Here is a 25,506-nt window from a genome sequence, read left to right on the forward strand (position 1 = left end):
AGTTGGATAGTGCCGTTGCGGAGAAGAAAAAAATTGAATGTACGTGCTGTCTTTGCGAGGGGACGCGCAGCCACGGGACAACAGGGGTCGTTGTGGTCGCGCGCTTGCTCGCGATGGCGCAGCGTGTCAGTTAATATAGCTGTTGAATGACGAACCGCATTCGCGAGCAGGCTCGCTCCCACAGTGGGTCCGTGTACATCTGCAGGAAACAGGTCGGCTGTCAGGTCGCCATCGCGAGCAGGCTCACTCCTACAGTGGGTCTGTGTACATCTGCAGGAAACAGGTCGGCTTGGAGGCCGCCTTCGCTGGCAAGCCAGCTCCCACAGGGGATGGGTACATCTGCCAGATGTTGGTCGGCTGTAAGGCCGCATTCGCGAGCAAGCCCGCTCCCACAGGGGATGGGTACATCTGCCAGATGTTGGTCGGCTGTAAGGCCGCATTCGCGAGCAAGCCCGCTCCCACAGGAGATTGGGCACATCAGGAAGGTCAGTCGGCTGGGAGGCCGCCTTCGCTGGCAAGCCAGCGCCTACAGAAAAGCAAAAGCAAAGCGGCGTACACCACCCCGCTCTTCACCACTCATCAGGCCGAGCGTTAGCTCGCCTTCAGCTTTTGATCTTGATCTTGATCTAGGGTCTCGCCGTAAGGGCGAAACCATAAGCCGCCGTTACCGCAGCAACGGATATGTACTCAAACAACCAGCAACCTGGTCGGCTACCAGGCCGCCAAGGTCAAGCCAGAACAGCCAAAGGCTCAGACATGAACTGACTGATGCGCGACCGCAACCAGCGCTCCGCCGGATCATTGTCATGCACCCCACTCCACGCCATAGACAACTGCGCCGCGGCAATCTCGAACGGCGGATCTTCAGCGCGCAAGCCACACCCCTCCACCAACGCACACGCTGCATAATCGGGCACCGTGGCAATCATCTCGGTCCCGGCGAGCAACGCGCGCAAACCACTGAACTGCGGAACCCCCAGCACCACACGGCGGGTGCGACCCACCTTCGCCAGATCCAGATCGATATTGCCGCTCAGGTCTCCGGAAAACGAGACCATCGCATGGGGACGCGCACAATACTCATCCAGGGTCAGCGTTCCTGGTCGCTTGTCACCGCGCAGCACTTTGCAGGGAATATCGCGCAGTTTCTTGCGCTTGGCATTGGCCGGCAACTCGGTGGTGTAGCTGACGCCCACGGAAATTTCCCCCGACGCCAGCAAGGCCGGCATCAGCAGGTAATTGGCCCGGCGTACCACCACGACAATGCCCGGTGCTTCTTCCTGCAGCTTGCTCAGCAGTGGCGGGAACAACCCGAACTCGGCATCGTCCGACAGGCCAATGCGAAACACATCGCAACTGGTCGCCGGATCGAACTCCTTGGCACGACTGACCGCGCCGGAAATGGTATCCATCGCCGGTTGCAGTTCCTTGAGAATCGCCAATGCCCGCGCCGTCGGCTCCATGCTTCTACCGTTGCGCAACAGCAAAGGGTCATCGAACAGATCGCGCAAGCGTCCCAGCGCCGCGCTCACGGCAGGCTGGCCCATGAACAGTTTTTCCGCGACGCGGGTCAGGTTCTTCTCGAACATCAAGGCTTCGAAAATCACCAACAGGTTCATGTCGACGCGGCGCAGATCGTTACGGTTCATAGGCACGGTTCCTTTTTGTGTTGAGCCAGGCGCGAGGCAGCGATTGTGTCTGACTTTACGCAAGAGTGCCCGCCATGGACGAGGAATTAACAACGTTTAACTCGCAAGCCAGAGCCCTGGAGTTCAAGAATGAAGCCTACCGACACGGACATTCGCCATGGCTCAGTTGCAGCAAAGCGCCGCCCGCGCGGCAGTCGCACACACACAAGGCAAAAGCACCAGCGGCCTCAGTCCGCAGCGCGAGCGGTTGGTCAAACGACTGATCCTCGAGCGCCTCGGAGAAACCCTGCAAGTGACCGAGCTGGCCCAGGCCTGTTCGCTGTCGCGCAGTCATTTTTCCCGGGCGTTCAAGTGCAGCACCGGTTGCTCACCCCAGGAATGGATCCGCCAACAACGCATCGCCCGGGCCAAGCTGCTGATCCAGCACACTGACCTGAGCCTGACGCAAATCAGCCTCGAATGCGGCTTCTGCGACCAGGCGCATTTCTGCCACATGTTCACCCGCAGTGAAGGCATCAATCCGTTTGCCTGGCGTTGCCGCACAGTACGCGCCCTTCCCGCCTCACCCGCGCACACATCCCTGCAAGAGCCGGCGATGGCGACTTCGCGAACGCCATCGCCGGCATACATCAACCCTTGAGGAATGCCAGCAGATCGGCGTTGAGCTGATCCTTGTGGGTGTCTGTCAGGCCATGGGGCGCGCCAGGGTAGACCAACAGCTGCGAATCTTTCACCAATCCTGCCGACGCGATACCCGCGGCCTCGATCGGCACCACCTGGTCGGCGTCGCCGTGCACCACCAGCGTCGGCACGTCGAATTTCTTCAGGTCTTCGGTAAAATCGGTTTCCGAGAATGCCTTGATGCAGTCGTAGGCGTTCTTGTGGCCGGCGGTCATGCCCTGCATCCAGAACCAGTCGATCATGCCCTGGGACGGTGTGGCGCCGGGCTGGTTAAAACCGAAGAACGGGCCGCTGGCGAGGTCCTTGTACAGCTGCGAGCGGTTCACCAGCGAAGCCTGGCGAATGCCGTCGAACACTTCGATCGGCAGGCCGCCGGGATTGGCGTCGGTCTTGAGCATCAGCGGTGGCACGGAGGAAATCAGCCCGGCCTTGGCCACCCGCCCGGTACCGTGACGACCGATGTAGCGCGCCACTTCACCGCCACCGGTGGAGAAGCCGAACAGCACGACGTTGTGCAAGTCCAGGTGTTCGATCAATTGCGCCAGGTCATCGGCGTAGGTGTCCATGTCGTTGCCGAACCATGGCTGGCTGGAACGGCCATGTCCACGGCGGTCGTGGGCAATGACGCGGTAGCCCTGGGTGGCCAGGAACAACATCTGCGATTCCCAACTGTCGGCATTGAGTGGCCAACCGTGGCTGAAGACGATCGGCTGACCGCTCCCCCAATCCTTGAAATAGATCTCGGTGCCGTCGCGGGTGGTGAACGTACTCATGGGGTGTGCTCCTTACGTGGGGTTGAGGTCAATCAATCGGATGTGCGGCGCATTCGCTCGGCCAGCCGCGCCACGCGCTCGCCCAGGTGTGCCGCGGTGCAGCGGTCCTCGGCGGGCGGTGCGAGGTCGGGGGACTGTTCGACATTCGACTGGGCCATGGCGCCCAACGAACTGCCCAGCCGGTTCATCTGGCCGTCGAATTCGCCCGTGGCGGAGCGCGCGGGCAGCAGGTCGAGGCCGACCCAGATCATCGAATGCTGGGCCGCGAAAACCGCCATCTGCAGCAGGGTGTTGAGTTTGTCGCCGCACAGGCAGCCGGAATTGGTGAAGCCGGCAGCCAGCTTGTCGCGCCAGGGTTGCGCCAGGTAAAACGCCGCCGTAGCCTCCATGAAGGCCTTGAAGGCTGCCGAAGCGCTGCCCATGTAGGTCGGGGCACCGAAAATGATCGCGTCGGCGTGGTGCAAACACGCCCAGTGTTCGCCCACGTCTTCGACGGCAATGAGTCGGCAGGTGCTACCCACGTGCCGTTGCACACCCTGGGCCACGGCTTCGGCCATGACCCGGGTGTGCCCGTAACCGCTGTGATAGACCACCACCACGCTGCTCATCTCTGGCGTCCTCCAGACATGTAGAATCCATTTAGGGTTCGCAGTCTTGGCGTAGACCGGACGCACGACGAGTTAAACGTTGTTAATTTTCCCAGGCACGCCAAAAGCCCCGGCGACCCGGTTTAATGCATCTTCGACCAATGTTCACGGGACCGCCCGCCATTACCTGATACACGACATTCAATGCGTTTGAGCAACAGTCACTCGCGCAGCGCATTGCAAGGCGGCAAAAACCTGAGGAATATGCTCGAAAAGCGCGTCCCAGACGCATGCATACAGGAGTGAACCGTTGACCCTCGCCCCCGAACAGGCTGTGCATTTCGGCCCCTACAGGATCTACCCCGGACAACGTCTGGCGATGGAATCCGAACGGCCCCTGCGCCTGGGCCGACGTGCCATGGACATCCTGTTGATCCTGCTGGAGCACGCCGGGAAGGTTGTCAGCAAGCAGGACTTGATGGCGCAAGTCTGGCCCGACAGCGTGGTGGAAGAGATCAACCTGCGGGTGCACATGGCAGCCTTGCGCAAAGCCCTTGGCGACGGTCAGGCCGGCCAGCGCTACATTGTCACCGTGGCCCAGCGTGGCTACAGCTTTGTGGCGCCGTGCGCGCTTGAGCACAGCGGGCAAGGCCTACACAGCGACGCCGGGAAATTGGGTGGCCACAACCTGCCCTTGCGCAGCACCCGTCTGATCGGTCGTCAGGTGCTGGTCGACAACCTGGTGGCGCAGCTGCCACGCCAGCGTTTCATCACCCTCGTCGGCCCCGGCGGTATCGGCAAGACCACGGTCGCGCTGCGCGTTGCCGAGCAACTGATCGGCCATTACCGAGACGGCATCCGCCTGCTGGACCTGGCACCGATCAACGATCCAGCGATGGTCTGCGGTCACCTGGCGGCAGTGCTGGAACTGTCCCTGCACGACAGTGAACCGATGAACAGCCTCGCCACGTTCCTGCGCGAACGGCATATGTTACTGGTCATCGACAACTGCGAACACTTGGTCGACAGCCTGGCATTGCTGTGTGAAAGCCTGCTGCGTGGCGCGCCGCAGGTGCATATCCTGGCCACCAGCCGCGAGAGCCTGCGAGCCGAAGGCGAATACGTGCAGCGCCTGGAATCACTGGACTGCCCTCCGCCCATTGCCGTGCTGGACCACACCCAAGCGCTGGGTTTTTCCGCAGTGCAGCTGTTTGTCGAGCGGGCCATGGCCAACCACGACAGCTTTGAACTGACCGACACCCAATTGCCGCTGGTGATCGATATCTGCCGGCGCCTGGACGGCATTCCGCTGGCCCTGGAACTGGCGGCCGCGCAGGTCGCGAACCTTGGCCTGCAGGGTTTGCTGACGCAGTTGCAGCAAAGCTTTGGCCGACTGACCCACAGCAACCCGACGACCCTGGGCCGGCACCAGACCCTGCGCACGACGCTGGACTGGAGCTTCAACCTGCTCAATGCCTGCGAACAAACCTGCCTGCGTCGACTCGGCATCTTCCGCGGTGGCTTTACCCTGGAATCGGCGGCGGCGGTGATCGTGGGTGAACACATTGAACCGAGCGAGGTGTTTGGCTCGATCACGCAATTGGTGGCCAAGTCGCTGTTGAACGTGGACGTCGGTGACGAAGCGGTTTTCTACCGCCTGCTCGACACCACCCGCAGTTATGCCCTGGAAAAACTCGAACAGTGCGCTGAATTGCCCGCTACCCGCGACCGTCACGCCCAGAGATGCCTGGTACTGATGCAGCAGGCGCAAAAGGACTGGGAGCATATTCCCACCGGGCAATGGATCGAACGGTATGCCCGCAGCCTCGAAGACCTGCGCGCGGCGCTCGACTGGGGGCTGTCTGCGCCAGGCCCGCATGCGTTGGCGATCCGCCTGACCGCGATATCCACGCCACTGTGGCAGGAACTGTCGCTACTGAACGAGTACGGCGGTTATGTGCGCAAGGCCCTGATGCTCCTCGACGCAGCACCCGAGCCCTGTCCGCGCTTGAAAATGCTGCTGAAACTGGCTTTGGGCAGTACCAGTTATCACACCCAGGGCGGCACTGCGCAAACCGTCGAAGCCTTCGTCAGCGCACGGGCCCTGGCCATTCACTGCAACGATGTGGCCGGTCAGTTGCGCGCCATTTCCGGGCACCTGGCCGTCAACCTCAGTTGCGGCCACTATCAAATGGCCCTGGAACAGAGCGAGCAATTCGACCGACTGGGGCTGCACAATGACGCCGCACTGTCCTTGAGCACCCATCGCCTGCGCGTGCTGACCCTGCACTTTGCCGGCGACCAGCAACGGGCGCGGATGAACGCCGAAGAGGTGATCCAGCGCATGGCCCACAGCGGTCATCTCAATCGCTTCACCCATGGGTTTGGCGTGCAATACGACCAGAGCGTCGCCGCCCTGACCATCCTGGCTCGCATCCTCTGGATTCAAGGCCACCCCGAGCAAGCCTGGCGTACGGCCCGGCAGGCGCTGGACGTTGCGCTGCAGATCAACCATGGCACATCGATCTGCTACACCCTGGCCCTGTCGGGCTGCCTGATCGCCCATTACAACGGCGACAGGCAAACCGCTCGCGAACTCTTGCGCCTGCTGCTGGAGCAAGCGCAGAAGCACTCGGTGCTGCTGTTCCATACCTGGGCTCGACACTATGCGCAGGTCATCGACAGTGCCGACGCCCAGGCGTCACCTCGTCCGGGTGCGGGTTTGATCAAGGAAATCATGGTCACCCTCGACAGCGGCCTGGTCGATGACGATTTACTGCAACGCGCCGAAACCGGCGCGGCAGGCTGGAGCACCGCGGAGATTCTGCGGGCCAGGGCCAATGCGCTGCTGGCGGCCGATTGCCCGGTGAAAAACTGTACCGCCGAGACCCTGTTGATCAAGGCACTCAACATAGCAAAAGCCCAGGGTGCCCTGGCCTGGGAGCTGCGTAGCGCCACCTCGCTGGCGCGGCTTTGGCAACGCCAGGGCCGCTACCGACAAGCCCGGGAGTTGCTGTCGCCGGTCTACCAGCGGTTTACCGAAGGCCATGCCACCCCGGACCTGGTCGCTGTACAACGGTTACTCGCAGAGTTGCAGGGCCATGGGCCTGGCTGAAGGTCGGCGGCTGTGACTGACGTAGCCGGCGTAGCGCATTTCGTAGGTGCGCAAGGCCCCGCTCTGTTCGAGTTTTTCCAGGGCATAGCAGCGGGTCGTATTGAGCAAGCGATAACGGGTCACACCGCGGACTTGCTCCACCGACACCAGCGATTTGAGCGCCAGGCTCTCCATGGTGCTGGCCAGACTCGACGGCGGCAGCATTGCGCAACTGATCACCTCCAGCGCCGCGTCATTAGTAAACGCCGACTTGAACACTGCCAGACGCTGCAACACGGTTTGCTCCATCGGTGCCAGCCGCTCATAGCTCCAGTCCAGGGCCGCTTTCAGGGTCTGGTGCCGCGGGACTGCCGTGCGTCGCCCCTGGGTCAGCATCTGAAAACAGTTATCCAGTTGCGCCTGCAGTCCCACCAGCGCCAGTGCATCGATCTGCGCGGCGGCAAGCTCGATGGCCAAGGGCAAACCATCGAGTCGCCGACAGATTTCGCGCACGGCCTTGAGGTCCTGCTCGCGCAGGGCAAATCCTTGCTGGCGAGCTCGGGCGCGGCTGACGAACAGCTGCACCGCCGAATAACTCATGACCTCATCGAGACTGCACAATGCCGACGCGGGGGGTACCAACAGTGGCGGTAAAGGCAGGAGCACTTCCTCGGTGACCCGCAGCGGTTCACGACTGGTGACCAGGATCGACAGGCGAGGTGCCGACGTCAGCAACGCCTCGACCAGCGTCCGGCAGCCTTCCAGCAGGTGTTCGCAATTGTCCAGGACCAGCAATGCATGCCAGCGCCCCAGCGCGTCCACGTCCGCTCCGATGCCCAGCGGCAAAGTGCGCGTCAGATGCTCGACCAGTTGCGCCGGGTCATCGATCAGCGCCAGATCCACCCGCCACACGCCATCGCGATAGTGCTGCAACAGCAATTCAGCGACACGCAGCGCAACGGTGGTCTTGCCGATGCCACAGGGCCCGACCAGTGTCATGCAACGGCGCACCGGCAACTGGCGCACCAGACTGCCGACAACTGCGTCGCGACCAGTAATGGGCGTAAGCCGTGCCGGCAAATTGTGCGCCGGGCTCGCAAAGGCGTCGCAGGGCCATGGAGTCACCTCCAGCGCCTGTCGCACTGGCGCGACAAAGCTGTAGCCACGCTCAGGAATAGTGGCGATGTAGCATTGCCCGTCGTGCCCGCCCTGTCCGTCACGAAAGACCCGACGCAGCGCCGCAATGTGCACGCGCAAGTTGATTTCCTCGACCACCGACCTTGGCCAGACCCGGGCAATCAGCTCGTCTTTGCTGACCACCGAACCTGCACGCTCGACCAGCACCTGCAGGATATCCAACGCGCGCCCGCCCAGGCGCAACGGCTGATCACCTTCCAGGACCAGTCGCTGCTGGAGGTGGAATGCGTAGGGACCGAAGTGCAGCACCGCGTCGCTGGTTACATTTGTAAGGCTGTTCATACATTGTCACCCGCTGGAAAACTGCTCGGCACGCAGAACCTTCCAGGCGCTGCGTGCCTTCATTGCAATGAGCTCAGCGGTATCTTGGCAGGCCCGGGTGACGGTACAACAGCCACGGGGGGAGCGTCACGGCCATTAGGGTGCGCACGACGGACAAGGGCTAGCTGAATTGCTCACGATACTGGGTCGGGGTCAGGCCAAGCTTTTCACTGAACAGGAAACGCATGTGCCGCACGCTGCCGAATCCACTTTTGAACGCTACGGTCTTGAGCGGCAAGTCACCGGATTCCAGCAGGCTCCTGGCGCAGTCGATACGTGCGCTTTGCAGAAACTCCATGGGTGTCATGCTCACTTCCCGGGCGAAGACCCTGGCGAAATGCCGCGGGCTCATATTCGCCAGGCCGGCCATGCGTTCAATGCTGAAGGTTTCGTCCAGATGTTCGAGCACATGGTTCTGCACCCGGGTAATCGCCGTTTCGTGCGCAGCCACTGCCGCCATCAACGGGCTGAACTGCGCCTGGCCACCCTGGCGCTTCATGACCACCAACAACACCTTGGCCACGTCCTGGGCAACCTTCTTGCCATGGTCTTGGGCGACCACCGCCAGCGCCAGGTCAATGCCGGCGGTGACGCCGCCGGAAGTGATGAGGTTGCGGTCCTGGACATAAATCTGGTCGGTCTCGACCGTGGCCTGGGGAAACGCCTTGATCAACCGGTCGGTGTAATGCCAGTGGGTGGTCACGCGATAGCCGTCGAGCAAACAGGCGTGACCCAGCACAAACGCCCCGGTACAGATCGAACCATAGGTTTTCGATCGACTGACGTTGTGCTTGAGCCACTCGAGCAAGGGCGGATGTTTTTCGTTGTAGGCACCAGGCCCACCGGGCACCAGCAGCAAATCAAAGCCATCACAGGCCTGGTCGACAGGCAGGTCTGCCTGCACCTTCACGCCATTTGACGCCCTCAAGGCGCCGGGCTCGGTGCCAAGGGTCGTCAGTACATAGTGGTCATCGGGTTTCAAGTAACGATTGGCAATGGAAAACACCTCCATGGGCCCGGCCATATCGAGCAGGAGAAAGTCGGGAAACAGCACCATTGCGACAGTTTTCATGGGTTCAACATCACTGGAAAAAAAGGATATGTACTGCGCACTTGTGGGAGCGGGCCCTCAGACGCATTATTGTCAACTTGAAAGAGACAGTATTTCAATTTTCAGCTACTTATTGCATCAATCGATAAATATTAACCTTCTCCTCACTCGGACGAATTGACGTCCCCACAGGAGATTTCATCATGCTGACCCTTCGCAAAGCATCGGATCGTGGCCTGGCCAATCACGGTTGGCTGAAGTCGTTCCATACCTTTTCCTTCGCCAGTTATCGCAACCCGAAGGAACAGGGTTTTTCCGACCTGCTGGTAATCAACGATGACCGCGTGGCAGCCGGCAAGGGTTTCGGCCAGCATCCGCACCGCGACATGGAGATTTTCTCCTATGTGCTCGAGGGTGCGCTGGAACACAAGGATACCTTGGGCACTGGCTCGGTGATCCGTCCCGGCGACGTACAGTTGATGAGTGCCGGCAGCGGCGTGGCGCACAGTGAGTACAACCACTCGGACTCGCGCCCCGTGCACTTCCTGCAAATCTGGATCGTCCCGGACGTCAGCGGAGCCAAACCGCGCTATCAGCAAGAACACTTCAGCACGCAGAAGAAGCGCGGTCGCCTGCAATTGATCATCTCCCCCGATGGCGCCAAGGGCTCACTGAAAGTGCGTCAGGATGCGCGAGTGTATGCCGGCCTGATCGATGGCAAGGAAACTGCGACCCTGGAACTGGCCGCCAATCGCTACGCCTACGTGCATGTGGCGCGCGGTCACGTCGAACTCAACGGCGTGCCGATGCAGGCAGGCGACGGTGTGCGGGTTCGCGAAGAACAGTTGCTGACCCTGAGCAATGGGGTGGATGCCGAGGTGCTGGTGTTCGATCTGCGGCCGCAAGAACTGCCAGAAATGCCGTAATAAACCTGTAGGAGCGACCATGCTCCGGGTGGCGTTCCGACGAAAAACCTGAGCACGCCACGGGGTGTCAGGTTTATAGCGTCATCGTTAACGTCCATCGCGAGCATGCTCGCTCCTACAAGGTCCCGGAAAAACCTTCGACAATCTCATCAATCACCGCACGGACCCTCGCGGTATGCCGAAGGTCCGCGTGGGTCACCAGCCACACGTCATACGGTAACGTGCGCGTGCGCTCCGGCCACAGCCGGACCAATCCATCCTTCTCTCCCAGGTACACCGAAATTTCCCCGATCCCGATCCCCGCGGCAATCGAATGCCGCACCATCAGGCTGGAATTCAAGCTCGCGGCGATCCGCCCGCGCACCACGGGTTCGTTGACCAGTGTCATGTCCTTGCCGGCCTGCAGGTACGGTTGATACACCACCAGATCATGCCCATCGAACGCCGAGCCCGGCTCGGGTATGCCGTGGGCGTCCACGTAGGCTTGCGAGGCGAACAGGCCCACCGGCCAACGGGCGATTCGCCGGGCTATGAGGTCCGGGTTGTCCGGCCGGGTATTGCGCACGGCAATGTCGGCTTCGCGCTTGGCCAGGCTGAGGATTTGTGTCGAGGCGTCCAGTTGCACCCGCACGTCGGGGTGACGTTGATGCAAGCGAGCGACGGCCGGGATCAGGAAGTCGATGGCCAGAGAGTCGGTCGTAGTCACCCGCACGATGCCCGTCAACCGGTCGTCGAGGCCCTGGATGCGCCGCTGCAGTTCCAGAGCCGAATGCTCCATTTTCTCAACCGCGCGCATCGCCGCTTCGCCCACGGCTGTCAGCGCGTACCCGTCGCTGGTGCGCAGGAACAACGTGGCGCTCAATGATTTTTCCAGCGCAGTGATGCGCCGTCCCACCGTGGCCTGATCGACACCCAATACCCGCGCGGCACCGCGCAGTGTTGATTCGCGGCAGACCGCGAGAAACACCCGTGCGTCATCCCAATTCATCAGGTCCTCCATCAGATGCATTTACGCATCACCATAGCGCGAAATCGCTGCATTAGTGCATCACAGAAGTTGGTTAAGCTGATCACCAGTAAAAAATCTGCAGGAGAGCGCTCATGCTCACTCCCACGAACACCCCACGTAACGCATTCTGGCTACCGATCGTTGCCGGCCTGTGCGCCAGCCTGGTCAGCATTGGCCTGGCGCGGTTTGCCTATACGCCGTTGATTCCCTCGCTGATCCAGGCCCATTGGTTTTCCGCCAGCGACGTGGTGTACCTCGGCGCCGCCAACCTGGTGGGCTACCTGGTCGGTGCACTGGTCGGCCAGCCGCTGGCACGTCGCACGTCCAACAAAAGCGCACTGCGGCTGATGATGCTGGCGGTCACCCTGTCGTTCTTCGCCTGTGCGTTCCCCTTGTCGGTGAGCTGGTTTTTCGGCTGGCGTTTACTCTCGGGTGTCGCCGGCGGCGCGATCATGGTGCTGGTGGCGGCCACGGTGTTGCCCCATGTGCCCGCCTCGCGCCGAGGCTTGGCCAGTGGCGCGATCTTTCTCGGCATAGGGCTGGGCATTGCCGGTTCGGGAACGATCGTTCCGCCGTTGCTGAGCCTGGGCCTGCAGCAAACCTGGCTCGGCCTCGGTTTGCTGGCACTGATCCTGACCGCCATCAGCTGGTTTGGCTGGCCGGCGGTCGCACACCAGGCAATGACGACAGAGACGCACCATGGCGCGCCGACCCGCACCCACCCGGGTGTCTACCTGCTGTTTGCCCAATACGCACTCATGGCGGCGGGGCTGGTGCCGGCCATGGTGTTCCTGGTGGATTACGTGGCTCGCGGCCTCGGCGCCGGGCAACATGTCGGCGCACTGATCTGGGTGATGTACGGCCTCGGCGCGATTGTCGGGCCGGTGAGCTATGGTTTTCTTGCGGATCAGTTGGGCGCCAAGCGCAGTATCCGCCTGGTGTTGCTGGTGCAGGCGATTGCCGTGGCTGCGCTGTCGGTATCCGGCGCCTTCGCCTCGTTGGCCGTGCTGGCGCTGATCCTCGGATCGTTCCCACCGGGCATCGTGCCGCTGGCACTGGCACGGGTTCACGAACTGGTCCCTGGGCATCATCAGCAACAGGTGGTCTGGAGTCGCGCCACTGTGTCCTTCGCCACCTTCCAGGCCATTTCCGGTTTCGCGTATTCGGCCCTGTTCAATGCCAGCGGCGGCCATCATGGGCTGATGTTCGAGATTGCGGCCGGAGCCATTGTGATGGCGTTGTTGCTGGAGTTGGCGGTGCGCTTGATGAATCGACCTGACCCTGTTGTTCAGGCCAGTTGCCCATGAAGGTCAAAAGATCGCAGCCTGCGGCAGCTCCTACAGATGTCTGCATTCCCATGTAGGAGCTGCCGCAGGCTGCGATCTTTTGATTTTCCACACAGGTATATGCAATGAATTTGCCTAAAGACATGACCTTGATTGAAATCACCCAACCGGGTGGCCCCGAAGTCCTGCAACCGCGCCAGGTACCCTTGCCCACGGCGGGCGTCGGTGAAGTGCTGATCCGCGTGCACGCCGCCGGGGTCAATCGCCCCGACGTGATCCAGCGCGCCGGCAAGTACCCGATGAAACCCGGCATGAACCCGATCCCGGGACTGGAAGTGGCCGGTGAAGTGGTCGCCGTTGGCGCGCAAGTCAGTGATTTTATCGTCGGCGACAAGGTCTGTGCACTGACCAATGGCGGCGGCTATGCGCAGTACTGCGTGGTCCCGGCCAGCCAGGCCCTGCCGATACCCGAAGGCATGGACTGGGTGCAAGCGGCGGCGGTCCCGGAGACCTTCTTTACGGTGTGGGCCAATCTGTTCGACATGGGCGGCGCCAGCAAGGGCCAGCGCGCGTTGATCCACGGCGGCACCAGCGGCATCGGCACCACCGCGCTGATGTTGTGCCGCGAATTCGGCATCAAGGCATTCGCCACGGCGGGCAGTGAGGAAAAGTGTGCGGTAATCCGCCAATTGGGCGCCGAGGCGATCAACTATCGCGATCAGGACTTCGTCCAGGTCATTGCGCAAAAAACCGCCGGCAAAGGCGTCAATGTCATCCTCGACATCATGGGCGGCTCGTACCTGAACCAGAATATCGCGGCATTGGGCATGGAAGGTCGACTGGTGATGCTGGGCTTCCTCGGCGGTGCCTTCGGCAAGGACGTCGATTTGCTGGCGATCATGGCCAAGCGCGCCGTGGTCACCGGTTCGCTGTTGCGTTCGCGCACCCGGGAAGAAAAAGCCTCGATCGCCGAACAGTTGCGCGAATACGTTTGGCCGGTGCTGGCGGCCGGGCGCTGCCTGCCGATGATCGACCAGGTTTATCCGCTCACCGAGGCGGCGCAGGCCCATACGCGGATGGAAGCCGGCGACCACATCGGCAAAATCGTGCTGCGCGTGGACCTGTAGGAGTCGGCTTGCTGGCGATGGCGGTGTGTCAGACAGCATCAATGTCAACTGTGCCATCGCCTTCGTCGCAGCGCCGCCTGGAGCAAGCCCGCTCCCACAAGTCGCATTTTTCCCCACCCCGCGCGCGCATCTGTTAAAACGCGCACTTCATGTCCATACCGGTGAACCACCCGATGGCCACTGCCCTTCTCACTCGTCTGCGCCTGCGCTGGCTGCCGCTGCTGTGCATGGCTGCGCTGGTCGTCGGCCTGCCCGTGGGTTGCGGCGCACTCAAGTACAAAGAGCGCGAGCTGCTGTTTCGCATTGAACCGGGCACGGCCGGCTGGTATCGCGGTTTGCCTGGGGACGTACAGGAGTTCGACATCAAGCCCGTCGGGTTCAAGGCCGGGCAAAACCTGCATGCCTGGTGGTGGCCGGCCGCACGCCGTGACGCGCCATCGATTCTCTACCTGCACGGCGTACGCTGGAACCTGACCGGCCAGGCCTTTCGCATCGAGCAGTTGCGAGCCATGGGCTACTCGGTGCTGGCGATCGACTATCGCGGATTCGGACAGAGCCAGGGTGACCTGCCGTCGGAAGCCAGCGTTTACGAAGATGCCCGGGCCGCCTGGGATCGTTTCACCGCGATGCAACCGGATGCCAGCAAGCGCTTGATCTACGGACACTCCCTGGGTGGCGCGGTGGCCATCGACCTGGCGGCGGACCTGACCGCCCAGGCGAAAAAGGCAAAACGCCCGGTCCCGGTGCGCGGCCTGGTGATCGAATCCACCTTCACCTCACTGGGCGATGCCGTCACTGAAGTCGCGGGCAACAACCTGCCGGTGAGCTGGTTGCCGGTGCGCTGGTTGCTGTCGCAGAAGTTCGACTCCATCGACAAGATCGTCGACATCGACATGCCGTTGCTGGTGGTCCATGGTCTGGCCGATCAGTTCATGCCGTCACGCTTCAGTCAGCAGTTGTTCAATGCGGCCAATGAACCCAAGCGCTTGTTGCTGATACCCGGCGGCACGCACAACAACAGCATGAGCCTGGGCGGCAGCCAGTATCGCCAGGCACTCGAAGGCCTGATGCGGGCAAAACCGCAGATAGCCGGGGCTAAGGGTTCACGGGGTGCCGAGGATTCCTGAGTGTTATCGATAACCCCGGGCCTGCAGATCGAACAGCTGCGCGTAACGCCCTCCGGCCGTGACCAGCGTGGCATGATCACCCCGTTCGAGGATGCTGCCCTGATCCAGCACGATGATGTGATCGGCGTTGCGCACGCTGGAAAAACGGTGGGAGATCAGCAGGGTCATGCGACCTTGGGTGTGCTGGCTGAAATGCTCGAACACCGCCGCTTCCGCCGCCGGGTCGAGTGCCGAGGTCGGCTCGTCGAGGATCAGGATATCGGCATCGCGGCGCATGTAGGCGCGCGACAGGGCGATTTTCTGCCACTGCCCGCCAGACAGCTCCAGCCCTCCGGCAAACCAGCGCCCCAACTGCGTGGCGTAGCCGCGATCGAGGCGCTCGATGAACGGCGCGGCCATGCCTTCGGCGGCGGCTTGCTGCCAGCGCTGCTCATCCTTGAACGCCAGCGTATCGCCCACGCCGATGTTCTCGCCGACGGAAAACTGGTAGCGGATGTAGTCCTGGAAGATCACCCCAATCCGCCGGCGGAGCGCGTCTTCCTCCCAGGCCTGCAGATCGCTGCCGTCCAGCAGGATGCGGCCTTGATCGGGCCGATACAGCCGGGTCAACAGCTTGATCAGCGTGGTCTTGCCCGAACCGTTCTCCCCCACCAGCGCCACACTGTGCCCCGGCACCAGGTGCAGGTCGATGCCGGTCAGCGCGGCGCGACTGGCCCCCGGGTAACGGAAACCGACGTTCTCGAAGCGCAGGCCATCGCCAGGCACCGCGCCCACGGTCAGATGACCGGTGTCGGCAACCACGGGTTCGGCCAGGTATTCGTAGAGGCTCGACAGGTAGAGGCCATCCTCGTACAAACCACTGATGGCGCTCAGGCTGCTGCTCACCGCCGCCTGTCCCTGTTTGAACAACACCAGGTACATGGTCATCTGGCCGAGGCTGATACTGCCGTGGACCGCATCGACTACCACCCAGGCATAGGCCAGGTAGAACGCCGCGGTGCCCAGCAGGCCGAGGGCAAATCCCCAGCCATCGCGACGCAGGGTCAGCCGCCGGTCCTCGGCGTAGAGCCTGGCAAAGGTGTCGCGGTAACGCTGCAACAGCAGCGGCGCGAACCCGAACAGCTTGACCTCCTTGATGTAGCCCTCATGGGAAAGCAACGTCTCGATGTAGTTCTGCTGCCGGCTCTCCGGTGCGCGGCGGGTAAACAGGCGAAAGGCATCGCCGGAAAAGTGCGCCTCGGCAAAAAATACCGGCAACGCACCGACCACCAGCAACACCAGGGCCCAAGGCGAAAAATGCACCAGCAACACACCGAAGCTGATCAGCACGATCAGGTTCTGGATCAGCCCCAGCGACTTCATCACCAACGCCAACGGCCGGGTCGAGGCTTCGCGCCGAACCCGCACCAGCTTGTCGTAGAACTCCGAATTCTCGAATTGCACCAGCGATAACGTCTGGGCCTTTTCCAGAATCATGGTGTTGACCTTCTGCCCCAGCTGCACCCGCAACAGCGACTGCTGTACCGACAGCGCCCGCTGGGTGGCGGACAGCAAGGCCAGCACACCCGCTTCCAACAACACGTAGCGCAGCACCGGCCACAACGGCGCACTGCCCTGCTGCGCGTGCAATTGCATGGCGAAGACCACGGCGTCGACAATCCGCTGGCCCAGCCATGCCGCCAGCGCCGGAAGTACACCGGCAACCAGCGTTGCCAGCACCAGCCCCAGAAACAGCCCCCGGGATGTGCCCCAGACAAGGAGCAAGGCACGGCGTGCCTGGTCGAGAAGCGAGGTAAGGCGGTTCAAGGCCGCATGCATAAAGGTTAAGTTCGCAGAAAAAAGGACGATGATGCGCCATGGTTCTTAACCGCGCTACAGCCCTGTTCACAACCGCGCACCGCTTCATCCAATATCTCGATCTGGAGAGGATATGAGGGACCCGGCTTCAGTTCGGCAAACTTTCTCGGGCAGCTTGCCTGGCGGATTTGCGGTCTAGCGGGCATGCATCAATGCTGGTCAGGCTGGCACGAGGCACAAACTGAATGAATTTGGAGTCTGTCTTCCAGGGCCGTACAAAGTAGATGCCATCCGCCTCGGCGAGTATGCGAAACGGGCGACTGAATCCAGGCCTGTCCGGGTCCATGATTGCCTCAAGGCCTTTGCTCTCCGGGCCGAGGCCCAGTACGGCGCAATTGCGTGCCCCGGAGGACGATACCTGCAACGCAAACCCGCCCAGTTTGGCACTCGATGCTGGATACAGCCCCAATACAACGACCATTACCATCACCCCTATCGCTACAAAGGCCACAGGATGCTCATGGCCGCGCATTTTCACCACGAACAGCGCGCCGAGTAGCTGGATCAACCCTAAGAACAGCAACTCGCCTGGCACCAGAAGCAATAGCCACCACAGGCTACTGACGTAACGACCCGCAATTTCCATTACCACAATGGTGACGTTCAGAATCACGCCAATCTGCACAAATGCAGACATCACGCAGGCCATACGAAAGTCAGTGGATACCGAGCCTTCCACACCGAGCGTGATGAATCGGTAGTAAACAAAAATTGTCAGGCCGGCGCCCGATATCGCCGCGCATGTCCAAAACACATTACCCGTGACCTGAAAGCCAACACCCGTGAGCAGCCCGCAAAATACCCCGAGGATCAACAGGCCACCGCCCCAGCGTCCCAAGAGCCGCAAATGGCGCGCGCGTTGCTCCGCGCTCCTCTGCTCGAAACTGAAATCGTCGCTGAGGCGCTTATCCGAAGCGTTCAATCGATGAAACAGTACGAAGATCGGCGAGAGGATAAAGGCAACCAATACAGAGATGATAAATACAAGAATCGCCGACATCGCCGGTAGCGCAGCCAGGACCGCCGAAGATGTAATGCTCAACGGTATTTGTTCTTCCAGAATGTACTGATACAGGTAAAGCCCGGCCGTGAGCAGAATACCGACGCTCAATGGCCAGGCACGATCGTTGAGCCATTTAAGACTCCCGCTCAACTGGGCATAGCGGTTGGGTGCCGAGCGTGACGATTCGGTTTCGATATTTTCGATCTGGCTCACTTCGTCTGACTCCATTTTTTTAATTCCATGGAGCCACACTTTACAACCTGCAACGGACTCGGCCCCGCCCCCGGGGTAAAATCAGGCATGTCTGACAGACGTTTCGACTCTACTCCTGAAACCGCGCCCGATACCGCCCCGGGCTCTCTCCTGTCCACTTCTTGAACGCCCGGTGAAATGCACTTGGCTCCTGGAAACCCAGTTGTTCGGCGATATCGCCGATACTGGCCTGGCTCCCGCGCAACTGTTCGAACGCCACCGCGCGTCGCACCTCGTCCTTGATCTCCTGATAGGAGCAGCCTTCGCGTTCGAGTTTTCGGCGAAAGGTGCTGGGGCTCAGGTGCTGTTCGAGGGCAAAGGCCTGCAGGGTCGGCCATTGGCTGTAATGGCTGTTGCGCAAGCGCTGGTGTACCTGCGACGCCAGGCCGTGCTGGTTGCGAAAGCGGATCACCAGCCATTGTGGCGCGGTGCGCAGGAACACTTTGAGCGACGCCAGGTCCTGGACCACCGGCAGGCGCAGGTAATGACTGGCGAACTCGATTTCGGTGCGCTCGGCGCCAAAGGTCAGGTTCGGCCCCCAGAGCAAACGGTCATCGCTGAGTGACAGGCGCGCATGGCGAAAGTCCGCGCGGTCGATCGGGATGCGCCTCCCACCCAGCCAGCAGAGCAGGCTGATCATCAACACCAGGAACGTCTCTTCGCCGAATCGGCTGACGTGTTCGTTGGCCGCCTGGCTGTCCAGACTGATGACCGCCCGCTTGCCGCGCACGGTCAGCGTGCCGCGAAAATCCCGCAGGAACAGGGCGAAGTTGGCCAGGCACTGGCGCATGGCCTTGTGCAGATCGGGCTCCTGGATCAAGGCGCGGCAAATCAGGGCGAATGCGCCCGGCGGCATGCCATGGGAGTCGAGCCCGAAGAACTCGTCATTCAGCCCGCGGATCTGAATCAGCCACAACGCCGCAAAGGCATTGGCTGACACCCGCGAGGTGGGGTCCTGCATCAGCGCCGGATCGATACCGGCCTGTTCCAGCACAGCCCGAACTCGCTGTGGATCGTCCCCCAGCCCGTGGATCATCGCCTGCACGAAGTAGGCGGCTACCGAGTCCTTTTCCCGCATGCGAACGCTTCGCTCCCCATCACCCGAAATGGCAAAAAACATCAGTGCCGTTGAACAGTTTCGGCATAGGCCAACCACTGCGCCGGCTCTAGACTCGCGGCAATAGTACGCTTTCGGCCATCACGACGGCCAAGGTATCGCAAGGTTTATCGAAAGGACGGCAACATGAATCTGCAAAACATTGGCGTGATCGGCGCCGGCACCATGGGCAATGGTATCGCTCAAGTCTGCGCCCTGGCCGGTTTCAACGTGACCCTGCTGGACATCAGCGAGGTTGCCTTGCAAAAAGCCCTCGCCACCGTCGGCAAGAACCTTGACCGGCAAGTCGCCAAGCAAACCCTGAGCGTCGAGCAAAAAAACGCCGTCCTCGACAAGATCCGCACCAGCACCGACTACAGCAGCCTGCACGATGCGCAACTGGTGATCGAAGCTGCCACCGAGAACCTCGACCTGAAACTGCGGGTGCTGCAACAGATTGCCGCGCAGGTCAGCGCCGAGTGCGTGATCGCCTCCAATACGTCGTCGCTGTCGATCACCCAGCTGGCGGCCAGTGTCATCCAGCCTGAACGCTTCATCGGCCTGCACTTCTTCAACCCGGTGCCGGTGATGGGCCTGATCGAAGTCATTCGCGGCCTGCAAACCAGCGATGCCACCCATGCCCTGGCGCTGGACATGGCGACCCGCCTGGGCAAAACCGCAATCACCGCCGGCAACCGCCCGGGGTTCGTGGTCAACCGGATCCTGGTGCCGATGATCAACGAAGCGATCCTGGTACTGCAGGAAGGCCTGGCCAGCGCCGAGGACATCGACGCCGGCATGCGCCTGGGTTGCAACCAGCCTATCGGCCCGCTGGCCCTGGCGGACCTGATCGGCCTGGATACGCTGCTGGCGATCATGCAAGCCTTCTACGAGGGCTTCAACGACAGCAAATACCGCCCGGCGCCATTGCTCAAGGAAATGGTCGCCGCCGGTTACCTGGGACGCAAGACGGGGCGCGGCTTCCATGCCTATGCCTGAGCGTTGCTCGCGTTTCGCCGAATACCGGGACAAGGTACTGGAGCTGTTCGCCAGCAAGGGTTTCGGTCAGGTGGGCATGCGCGAGCTCGCGACGTGCCTGGGGCTTTCCCCGGGCTCGCTGTATCACCATTACCCGAGCAAACAGCACCTGCTGCTGGATTTGATCGAAGAGTTCTACGAAGAGCTGCTGGCCACGCTGGGGCGCATCAAGCAACAGGCGCCGGCCAAGCGCGACCGACTCAACAGCCTGATTCGCGCGCACGTGAATTTACATCGCGACTTGCCCTGGCATTATCGCCTGGTGGAGCGCGACAGCAGTTGCCTGAACGAAGAGCAGCAGGCTCGGGTGCAAAAATTGCGCGAGCAATACGAGCGCCAGTTGATGGTCCTGCTCGGCGCTCGTTCGAGGTTCAGTGAATCAGGTCTCCTGGCGGCCGGCCATGCCATCGCCGCCCTGCTTAACAGCGCACCCAGCTGGCTGACCGCCCATTCGCTGGACGAAAGCGAGCACGATGAACTGCTGGAGAACCTGGTCGGCGGTGCCATCGAGCGCGTGCTCGCGCCGCGGCGCACGAGCGAGGCTATAAGCCTGGCGCGCCCTATCGAGAAAATATCTAAAAATACCCAGGCTGCCTCCGCGTTTTAGCGCTTTGCTTGCCCAGTCGATGCCATCGGAATTCGCGCTTGCACCCAGCGTCCAATTCGATGTGTACCTTCCACTGACCGGGAGCGCAATCATGAAAATCAATCCCTACCTGATCTTCAACGGCGACTGCAAAGCCGCATTCACCTTCTATGCCGAAAGCCTCAAGGGCCAGCTCGAAGCCATGCTGACCTTCGGCGAAACACCTGCCGCCGAGCACGTCCCCAAGGATCTGCACAACCTGATCATCCACACCCGGCTGGCCGTGGGAGACCAGGCGATCATGGGCTCGGACACCACCCCCGATCGCCCCACCGATGAGATGAGCGGTTGTTCGATTTCGCTGAATGTCGACAGCATCCAGGAGGCGGAACAGGTGTTTTCAGCCCTGTCCGAAGGTGGCCAGGTGCAAATGCCGCTCGAGGCCACCTTCTGGGCCGCGCGTTTTGGCATGTTGGTCGATCGCTTTGGCGTGTCGTGGATGATCAACTGCGAAAAGGACCAGTAACAGCATCGTGCGCAGCAACGCTGTTCAAGTCTTCAAGCAACTCCGGCCTGGAACGGTCGGGCACTCTGGCAACTCCCGGGCCGTCTGCTACCGTCAACAAGCTACCCGTGTGGCAGCGGCCCTTCGGAGGAAACCACCATGCACACCCATGACCCGTCATGGTCCACCCGTCTCAAACTGTCGCTGCTGGCAGGAGGGCTCGCCGCCACCCTGCTGGCACTCAGCGGTTGCGCGACCGTCGATGCCCAGACCACCGCCTACGTTGGCGTGGAACATCCCGCACCGACACTGCCCAGTGAAGTCGTCGTATTGCGCTCCGAGCCTTTGCGCCCGCATGTTCGGCTAGGCGAAATATTGATCGACGCCAGTGTTGACCCTGCCCCGCCCATTACCGAGGTCGAGCAGAAACTGCGCGAAGAAGCCGCCAAGCTCGGTGGCGATGCCGTGGTGGTGGTCTATGACCATATCCAGCCGGTAGGTGCCTATCTCAACGGGCCGCTATGGGCTCGCGATGTGGAGACCGTCAACGGCCGCAAACTCAAAGGGATCGTGATCAAGTACAAGTAAACAGCAGGTTTTTTCGCTGAAATTGACAACGCGGGGCGCAGTTTCCCCGCGAGCCAGCGGCCGCATTCGTGTCCGCTTACTACCCCGTGTCCCCTCCCCCGGATCTAGAAAAAACGGCTATCGACAATCAGGCCCGCCTGCGTGGTTGCACGTGAGACTTGCCCGGGCCTGACTTGCCAATAGTGACAGTGACGCTCCGGCATTTTTCGCCCGACACTGATATGATTTTTTTCATTTGTTTGATTTATGAAATTTTATGTGCCATTTATAACCTCGCAAATCCCCGCAGCAGTCCCCTTCGACAGATCGGACGATCGCTGCGCGCAACACCCAAACACCTCATCCAGGGAGTCAACAATATGAACAAGACAGAACTTCTAGGTACTCTGGCACTGTGCGCCGCAAGCTTGCTGGCACAGGCGGACGAAGACAGCCTGCGCATCGGTATCGAAGCCGCCTACCCGCCCTTCTCCTTCAAGACGCCGGAGGGCAATGTCAGTGGTTTCGATTACGACATCGGCAACGCACTGTGCGAAGAAATGAAGGTCAGGTGCGAATGGGTCATCCAGGAATTCGACGGCATGATCCCCTCACTGAAAGTGCGCAAGATCGATGCGGTGTTGTCGTCGATGTCGATCACTGAGGACCGCATGAAATCCGTCGACTTCAGCAAAAAGTACTACCACACGCCAGGCAAGTTCGCGATGAAGGCCGGCAACGTGATCAACGACCCGCTGGTCGATCTCAAAGGCAAGAAAGTCGGCGTCCAGCGTTCCTCGACCTATGACCGTTTCGCCACCGAACAGCTTGAGAAAGCCGGCGCCTCGATTGTTCGCTACTCCTCGCAGAATGAAGCCTTCCTCGACCTGGCGGCGGGTCGCCTGGACGCCACCCTCGCCGATATCGTCAACACCGATGAGAGCTTTATCAAGACGCCGTTGGGTAAAGGTTTTGCCCTGGTCGGACCCGACATCAACGACCCCAAATACTTCGGCAAAGGCGCCGGGATTGCAGTGCGTAAAGGCGACAGCACGAACGTTGCACGCCTGAGTGCGGCAATTGACGCCATCCGCAGCAATGGCAAGTACCAGCAAGTGATGGCCAAGTACTTCGCGTTCGATATCTACGGCGAATAAGCCTTTACCCCAGACCCTGGCGCTGGCCTGTGCGGGCGCCACTTGGCTTGTCTCGCGCGCCTCGCGGCGCGCGCTTGAGGAACTTCATCATGCTCCACGGCTACGGATCGAGCATTCTCGATGGCGCCTGGCTGACCATCAACCTGGCCCTGACCTCCATGACCCTGGCCATTGCCCTGGGCCTGATCGGCGCCGCCTTCCGGTTGTCGCCGTTCAAATGGCTGGCGGTACTGGGCGAAGGCTATACCACCCTGATCCGCGGGATTCCCGACCTGGTGTTGATCCTGCTGATCTTCTATGGCGGCCAGGATCTGGTGAACCGCCTTGCCCTCGCGCTGGGCTACACCCGCTACATCGACATCAATCCGTTTATCGCGGGCGTCTGCACCATGGGTTTCATCTTTGGTGCCTATCTCTCGGAAACCTTTCGTGGCGCCTTCATGGCAATCCCCAAGGGCCAGGGCGAGGCCGGCGCGGCCTATGGCATGAGCGGCCTGCAGGTGTTCTGGCGGATCCTGGTGCCGCAGATGATTCGCTTCGCCATTCCCGGCTTCACCAACAACTGGCTGGTGCTGACCAAATCCACCGCGCTGATCTCGGTGATCGGCTTGCAGGACATGATGTTCAAGGCCAAGAACGCAGCGGACGCCACCCATGAGCCGTTCACGTTTTTCCTCACCGTCGCCGCGCTCTACCTGATGCTGACCAGCGTGTCGTTGCTGGGGCTGCGCTATCTGGAAAAACACTACTCGGTCGGCGTCAAAGCCGCCGAACTGTAACGGGGAGCACCGCCATGATTCTCGACTACAACCTGATCTGGGAAAACCTGCCGCTGTATTTCAATGGCGCGCTGGTGACCCTCAAAGTCCTGCTGATTTCCCTGGCCATTGGCCTGGTGCTGGCGATTCCCATTGCGTTGCTGCGGGTATCCCGTTCGCCGCTGCTCAACTTCCCGGCCTGGCTCTACACCTACGCGATTCGCGGCACGCCGATGCTGGTGCAACTGTTCCTGATCTATTACGGGTTGGCGCAGTTCGAAGCGGTACGCCAAAGCGCGCTCTGGCCGTACCTGTCCAGTGCAACTTTTTGCGCCTGCCTGGCCTTTGCGATCAATACCAGTGCCTATAGCGCCGAACTGTTGGCCGGCAGCCTGAAGGCCACCGCCTACGGCGAGATCGAAGCCGCCAAAGCCATGGGCATGTCGCGCCTGACCCTGTACCGGCGGATTCTCCTGCCGTCGGCCCTGCGCCGGGCGCTGCCGCAGTACAGCAACGAAGTGCTGATGATGCTGCAAACCACCAGCCTCGCGTCGATCGTCACGCTGGTCGATATCACGGGAGCCGCGCGAACGGTCAGTTCACGGTTCTATCTGCCGTTCGAGGCGTTCATTACCGCGGGCCTGATCTATCTGGCCCTGACCTTCATCCTGGTTCGTCTGTTCAAGCTGGCCGAGCGCCACTGGCTGGCCTACCTGGCACCGCGCAAGCACTAAGGAGTCTCATGCAACACATTCAATACCTGTTGCCGTGGAGTGCCTCGGGCACAGAACGAAAGCTCTCGCTGTTCCGTTTTGGCAGCGGCGCGCGCAAGGCCTACATCCAGGCTTCCCTGCACGCCGATGAGTTGCCGGGGATGCGCGTCGCCATCGAACTCAAGCGCCGCCTTCAGGCGCTGGAAGAGGAAGGTCACCTGAACGGGGTGATCGAATTGGTGCCAATGGCCAATCCGATCGGTATCGCCCAGATGTTCCAGGCCACGCACCAAGGTCGCTTCGAGTTCTCCAGCGGGAAGAATTTCAATCGCGACTTCCCGGAACTCGGCGAGGACGTGGCGCAGCGACTGGAAGGTCAATTGGGCGACGATGCCGATGCCAATGTCGCCCTGATCCGCCGCGCCATGGGCGATGCCCTCGCCAACCTGCCGGCAGCGACCTCGGAGCTCGACGGTTTGCGTCGCCTGTTGCTGCAGCATGCCTGCGACGCCGATGTGGTGCTGGACCTGCACTGCGACTTCGAGTCGATCATGCTGTTGTATGCCATGCCGCAAAACTGGCCACGCCTGCGCTCGTTGGCCGCCCGCCTGGACGCCGGCGTTGCCCTGCTGGCCGAGGCTGCGGGCGGCAGCGCCTTCGATGAAGCCTGCGCACTTCCCTGGCTGCAACTGGCCAAGCGCTTCCCTGAAGCCAATATTGCCCTGGCATGTGTAGCCACCACTATCGAGTTGCGCGGCATGGCTGACACCGAACGCGAAACGTGTGCCGACAGCGCGCAAGCCATTCTCGGCTATCTCGCCGAGCAAGGCCTGATCAGCGGTGACTGGCCTGCGTCGCCCCCGGGCAGGTGTGAAGCGACACCGTTCGCCGGTGCGCAGTACGCCTACGCGCCACACCCGGGGGTGGTGAGTTATCTGCAACCGCTGGGGGCCCGGGTCAAGGTCGGCGATCCGCTGTTCGAAGTGATTGATCCACTCACCGACCAGCACAGCGTGGTGCGTGCCAGCACCGACGGCATTCTTTACGCCCGCGAACGCCTGCGCTTTGCCCAGCCCGGCCTGTGGCTGGCGAAAATTGCCGGCAGTACCCCCATTCGCCAAGGCCGCTTGCTCAGCGACTGATAAC

At 61.4% G+C, this 25,506-nt stretch carries 23 protein-coding genes; 14 read left to right on the top strand and 9 right to left on the bottom strand.

The genetic code is table 11. From position 1 onward, the window contains the following. Positions 1-728 precede the first annotated feature (728 nt). The gene (locus tag CGA21_RS03555) at positions 729-1,649 is read right to left on the bottom strand and encodes a LysR family transcriptional regulator (protein ID WP_020800188.1); all 921 of its coding nucleotides are present in this window, start codon (positions 1,647-1,649) and stop codon (positions 729-731) included. Positions 1,650-1,806: 157 nt separating this feature from the next. Between CGA21_RS03555 and CGA21_RS03560 the strand changes: the two genes are divergently transcribed. Next, entirely contained in the window at positions 1,807-2,289 is a 483-nt protein-coding gene (locus CGA21_RS03560; RefSeq protein WP_110753736.1) for a helix-turn-helix domain-containing protein, read from the top strand. Here CGA21_RS03560 and CGA21_RS03565 read toward each other — a convergent pair. Beyond that, positions 2,279-3,103 carry an alpha/beta fold hydrolase gene (locus tag CGA21_RS03565; RefSeq protein WP_110753738.1) on the bottom strand — a complete coding sequence of 275 codons (825 nt, stop codon included), beginning with the start codon at positions 3,101-3,103 and terminating at the stop codon, positions 2,279-2,281. The genes CGA21_RS03560 and CGA21_RS03565 overlap by 11 nt on opposite strands. Positions 3,104-3,135: 32 nt before the next feature. Then, the gene (locus tag CGA21_RS03570; protein WP_110753740.1) at positions 3,136-3,711 is read right to left on the bottom strand and encodes a flavodoxin family protein; all 576 of its coding nucleotides are present in this window, start codon (positions 3,709-3,711) and stop codon (positions 3,136-3,138) included. Between the two features lie 289 nt (positions 3,712-4,000). Here CGA21_RS03570 and CGA21_RS03575 point away from each other — a divergent pair, with 289 nt between their 5' ends. Further along, entirely contained in the window at positions 4,001-6,805 is a 2,805-nt protein-coding gene (locus tag CGA21_RS03575; protein WP_188263541.1) for an ATP-binding protein, read from the top strand. Here CGA21_RS03575 and CGA21_RS03580 read toward each other — a convergent pair. After that, entirely contained in the window at positions 6,770-8,263 is a 1,494-nt protein-coding gene (locus CGA21_RS03580; RefSeq protein WP_188263542.1) for an ATP-binding protein, read from the bottom strand. The two genes, CGA21_RS03575 and CGA21_RS03580, sit on opposite strands and share 36 nt — an antisense overlap. A gap of 160 nt (positions 8,264-8,423) precedes the next feature. Further along, a complete protein-coding gene (locus CGA21_RS03585) occupies positions 8,424-9,374 on the bottom strand; it encodes a GlxA family transcriptional regulator (protein WP_188263543.1) in 951 nt (316 codons plus the stop codon). A 182-nt stretch (positions 9,375-9,556) separates the two neighbouring features. Here CGA21_RS03585 and CGA21_RS03590 point away from each other — a divergent pair, with 182 nt between their 5' ends. Beyond that, complete coding sequence (locus CGA21_RS03590) at positions 9,557-10,279, top strand: pirin family protein (RefSeq protein ID WP_188263544.1); 723 nt, start codon at positions 9,557-9,559, stop codon at positions 10,277-10,279. A 115-nt stretch (positions 10,280-10,394) separates the two neighbouring features. On the opposite strand, the gene CGA21_RS03595 is transcribed toward CGA21_RS03590, so the two are convergent. Continuing rightward, positions 10,395-11,267, bottom strand: coding sequence for a LysR family transcriptional regulator (locus tag CGA21_RS03595; protein WP_188263545.1), 873 nt, complete (start codon positions 11,265-11,267; stop codon positions 10,395-10,397). A 113-nt stretch (positions 11,268-11,380) separates the two neighbouring features. Between CGA21_RS03595 and CGA21_RS03600 the strand changes: the two genes are divergently transcribed. From CGA21_RS03600 to CGA21_RS03610, 3 genes are all read left to right on the top strand, one after another. Continuing rightward, complete coding sequence (locus CGA21_RS03600) at positions 11,381-12,595, top strand: YbfB/YjiJ family MFS transporter (protein WP_188263546.1); 1,215 nt, start codon at positions 11,381-11,383, stop codon at positions 12,593-12,595. Positions 12,596-12,699: 104 nt separating this feature from the next. Beyond that, positions 12,700-13,701 carry an NAD(P)H-quinone oxidoreductase gene (locus CGA21_RS03605; protein WP_188263547.1) on the top strand — a complete coding sequence of 334 codons (1,002 nt, stop codon included), beginning with the start codon at positions 12,700-12,702 and terminating at the stop codon, positions 13,699-13,701. A 173-nt stretch (positions 13,702-13,874) separates the two neighbouring features. Continuing rightward, positions 13,875-14,828 carry an alpha/beta hydrolase gene (locus tag CGA21_RS03610; RefSeq protein ID WP_188263548.1) on the top strand — a complete coding sequence of 318 codons (954 nt, stop codon included), beginning with the start codon at positions 13,875-13,877 and terminating at the stop codon, positions 14,826-14,828. Between the two features lie 3 nt (positions 14,829-14,831). On the opposite strand, the gene CGA21_RS03615 is transcribed toward CGA21_RS03610, so the two are convergent. The 3 genes from CGA21_RS03615 to CGA21_RS03625 form a co-directional block, all read right to left on the bottom strand. Further along, a complete protein-coding gene (locus CGA21_RS03615; protein ID WP_188263549.1) occupies positions 14,832-16,646 on the bottom strand; it encodes an ABC transporter ATP-binding protein in 1,815 nt (604 codons plus the stop codon). Positions 16,647-16,773: 127 nt separating this feature from the next. Next, positions 16,774-17,901 carry a hypothetical protein gene (locus tag CGA21_RS03620; protein WP_188263550.1) on the bottom strand — a complete coding sequence of 376 codons (1,128 nt, stop codon included), beginning with the start codon at positions 17,899-17,901 and terminating at the stop codon, positions 16,774-16,776. Between the two features lie 109 nt (positions 17,902-18,010). Further along, positions 18,011-19,018 carry an AraC family transcriptional regulator gene (locus CGA21_RS03625; protein ID WP_188263551.1) on the bottom strand — a complete coding sequence of 336 codons (1,008 nt, stop codon included), beginning with the start codon at positions 19,016-19,018 and terminating at the stop codon, positions 18,011-18,013. Positions 19,019-19,183: 165 nt separating this feature from the next. Here CGA21_RS03625 and CGA21_RS03630 point away from each other — a divergent pair, with 165 nt between their 5' ends. From CGA21_RS03630 to CGA21_RS03665, 8 genes are all read left to right on the top strand, one after another. Further along, on the top strand, positions 19,184-20,035 hold the full coding sequence (locus CGA21_RS03630) for a 3-hydroxybutyryl-CoA dehydrogenase (protein ID WP_188263552.1): 852 nt from the start codon (positions 19,184-19,186) through the stop codon (positions 20,033-20,035). Beyond that, entirely contained in the window at positions 20,022-20,681 is a 660-nt protein-coding gene (locus CGA21_RS03635; RefSeq protein WP_188263553.1) for a TetR/AcrR family transcriptional regulator, read from the top strand. Before CGA21_RS03630 ends, CGA21_RS03635 begins: the two co-directional genes overlap by 14 nt. A gap of 91 nt (positions 20,682-20,772) precedes the next feature. Beyond that, positions 20,773-21,186 (top strand): VOC family protein, encoded by a 414-nt coding sequence (locus CGA21_RS03640; protein WP_188263554.1) that lies wholly within the window; start codon positions 20,773-20,775, stop codon positions 21,184-21,186. 138 nt (positions 21,187-21,324) lie between these two features. Further along, the gene (locus CGA21_RS03645) at positions 21,325-21,753 is read left to right on the top strand and encodes a hypothetical protein (protein ID WP_188263555.1); all 429 of its coding nucleotides are present in this window, start codon (positions 21,325-21,327) and stop codon (positions 21,751-21,753) included. A gap of 359 nt (positions 21,754-22,112) precedes the next feature. After that, positions 22,113-22,889 (top strand): ABC transporter substrate-binding protein, encoded by a 777-nt coding sequence (locus CGA21_RS03650; RefSeq protein WP_188263556.1) that lies wholly within the window; start codon positions 22,113-22,115, stop codon positions 22,887-22,889. Positions 22,890-22,978: 89 nt separating this feature from the next. Beyond that, complete coding sequence (locus CGA21_RS03655) at positions 22,979-23,668, top strand: ABC transporter permease (protein WP_110753778.1); 690 nt, start codon at positions 22,979-22,981, stop codon at positions 23,666-23,668. A gap of 14 nt (positions 23,669-23,682) precedes the next feature. After that, entirely contained in the window at positions 23,683-24,381 is a 699-nt protein-coding gene (locus tag CGA21_RS03660) for an ABC transporter permease (protein ID WP_110753780.1), read from the top strand. Between the two features lie 8 nt (positions 24,382-24,389). Further along, positions 24,390-25,502 (top strand): succinylglutamate desuccinylase/aspartoacylase family protein, encoded by a 1,113-nt coding sequence (locus CGA21_RS03665; RefSeq protein WP_188263557.1) that lies wholly within the window; start codon positions 24,390-24,392, stop codon positions 25,500-25,502. Positions 25,503-25,506: the final 4 nt, after the last annotated feature.

The sequence above is a fragment of the Pseudomonas sp. PSB11 genome (assembly GCF_014596605.1).
GTDB classification, from domain to species: Bacteria; Pseudomonadota; Gammaproteobacteria; order Pseudomonadales; family Pseudomonadaceae; genus Aquipseudomonas; species Aquipseudomonas umsongensis.

Excerpts from the sequence above, each read along its gene's own strand:
- CGA21_RS03565 (WP_110753738.1), bottom strand. The coding sequence starts at position 3,103 with ATGAGTACGTTCACCACCCGCGACGGCACCGAGATCTATTTCAAGGAT.
- CGA21_RS03560 (WP_110753736.1), top strand. The coding sequence starts at position 1,807 with ATGGCTCAGTTGCAGCAAAGCGCCGCCCGCGCGGCAGTCGCACACACA.
- CGA21_RS03645 (WP_188263555.1), top strand. The coding sequence starts at position 21,325 with ATGCACACCCATGACCCGTCATGGTCCACCCGTCTCAAACTGTCGCTG.
- CGA21_RS03625 (WP_188263551.1), bottom strand. The coding sequence starts at position 19,018 with ATGCGGGAAAAGGACTCGGTAGCCGCCTACTTCGTGCAGGCGATGATC.
- CGA21_RS03660 (WP_110753780.1), top strand. The coding sequence starts at position 23,683 with ATGATTCTCGACTACAACCTGATCTGGGAAAACCTGCCGCTGTATTTC.
- CGA21_RS03640 (WP_188263554.1), top strand. The coding sequence starts at position 20,773 with ATGAAAATCAATCCCTACCTGATCTTCAACGGCGACTGCAAAGCCGCA.
- CGA21_RS03635 (WP_188263553.1), top strand. The coding sequence starts at position 20,022 with ATGCCTATGCCTGAGCGTTGCTCGCGTTTCGCCGAATACCGGGACAAG.
- CGA21_RS03585 (WP_188263543.1), bottom strand. The coding sequence starts at position 9,374 with ATGAAAACTGTCGCAATGGTGCTGTTTCCCGACTTTCTCCTGCTCGAT.
- CGA21_RS03630 (WP_188263552.1), top strand. The coding sequence starts at position 19,184 with ATGAATCTGCAAAACATTGGCGTGATCGGCGCCGGCACCATGGGCAAT.
- CGA21_RS03605 (WP_188263547.1), top strand. The coding sequence starts at position 12,700 with ATGAATTTGCCTAAAGACATGACCTTGATTGAAATCACCCAACCGGGT.
- CGA21_RS03600 (WP_188263546.1), top strand. The coding sequence starts at position 11,381 with ATGCTCACTCCCACGAACACCCCACGTAACGCATTCTGGCTACCGATC.
- CGA21_RS03590 (WP_188263544.1), top strand. The coding sequence starts at position 9,557 with ATGCTGACCCTTCGCAAAGCATCGGATCGTGGCCTGGCCAATCACGGT.
- CGA21_RS03580 (WP_188263542.1), bottom strand. The coding sequence starts at position 8,263 with ATGAACAGCCTTACAAATGTAACCAGCGACGCGGTGCTGCACTTCGGT.
- CGA21_RS03555 (WP_020800188.1), bottom strand. The coding sequence starts at position 1,649 with ATGAACCGTAACGATCTGCGCCGCGTCGACATGAACCTGTTGGTGATT.
- CGA21_RS03570 (WP_110753740.1), bottom strand. The coding sequence starts at position 3,711 with ATGAGCAGCGTGGTGGTGGTCTATCACAGCGGTTACGGGCACACCCGG.
- CGA21_RS03655 (WP_110753778.1), top strand. The coding sequence starts at position 22,979 with ATGCTCCACGGCTACGGATCGAGCATTCTCGATGGCGCCTGGCTGACC.
- CGA21_RS03615 (WP_188263549.1), bottom strand. The coding sequence starts at position 16,646 with ATGCATGCGGCCTTGAACCGCCTTACCTCGCTTCTCGACCAGGCACGC.
- CGA21_RS03610 (WP_188263548.1), top strand. The coding sequence starts at position 13,875 with ATGGCCACTGCCCTTCTCACTCGTCTGCGCCTGCGCTGGCTGCCGCTG.
- CGA21_RS03650 (WP_188263556.1), top strand. The coding sequence starts at position 22,113 with ATGAACAAGACAGAACTTCTAGGTACTCTGGCACTGTGCGCCGCAAGC.
- CGA21_RS03595 (WP_188263545.1), bottom strand. The coding sequence starts at position 11,267 with ATGAATTGGGATGACGCACGGGTGTTTCTCGCGGTCTGCCGCGAATCA.
- CGA21_RS03665 (WP_188263557.1), top strand. The coding sequence starts at position 24,390 with ATGCAACACATTCAATACCTGTTGCCGTGGAGTGCCTCGGGCACAGAA.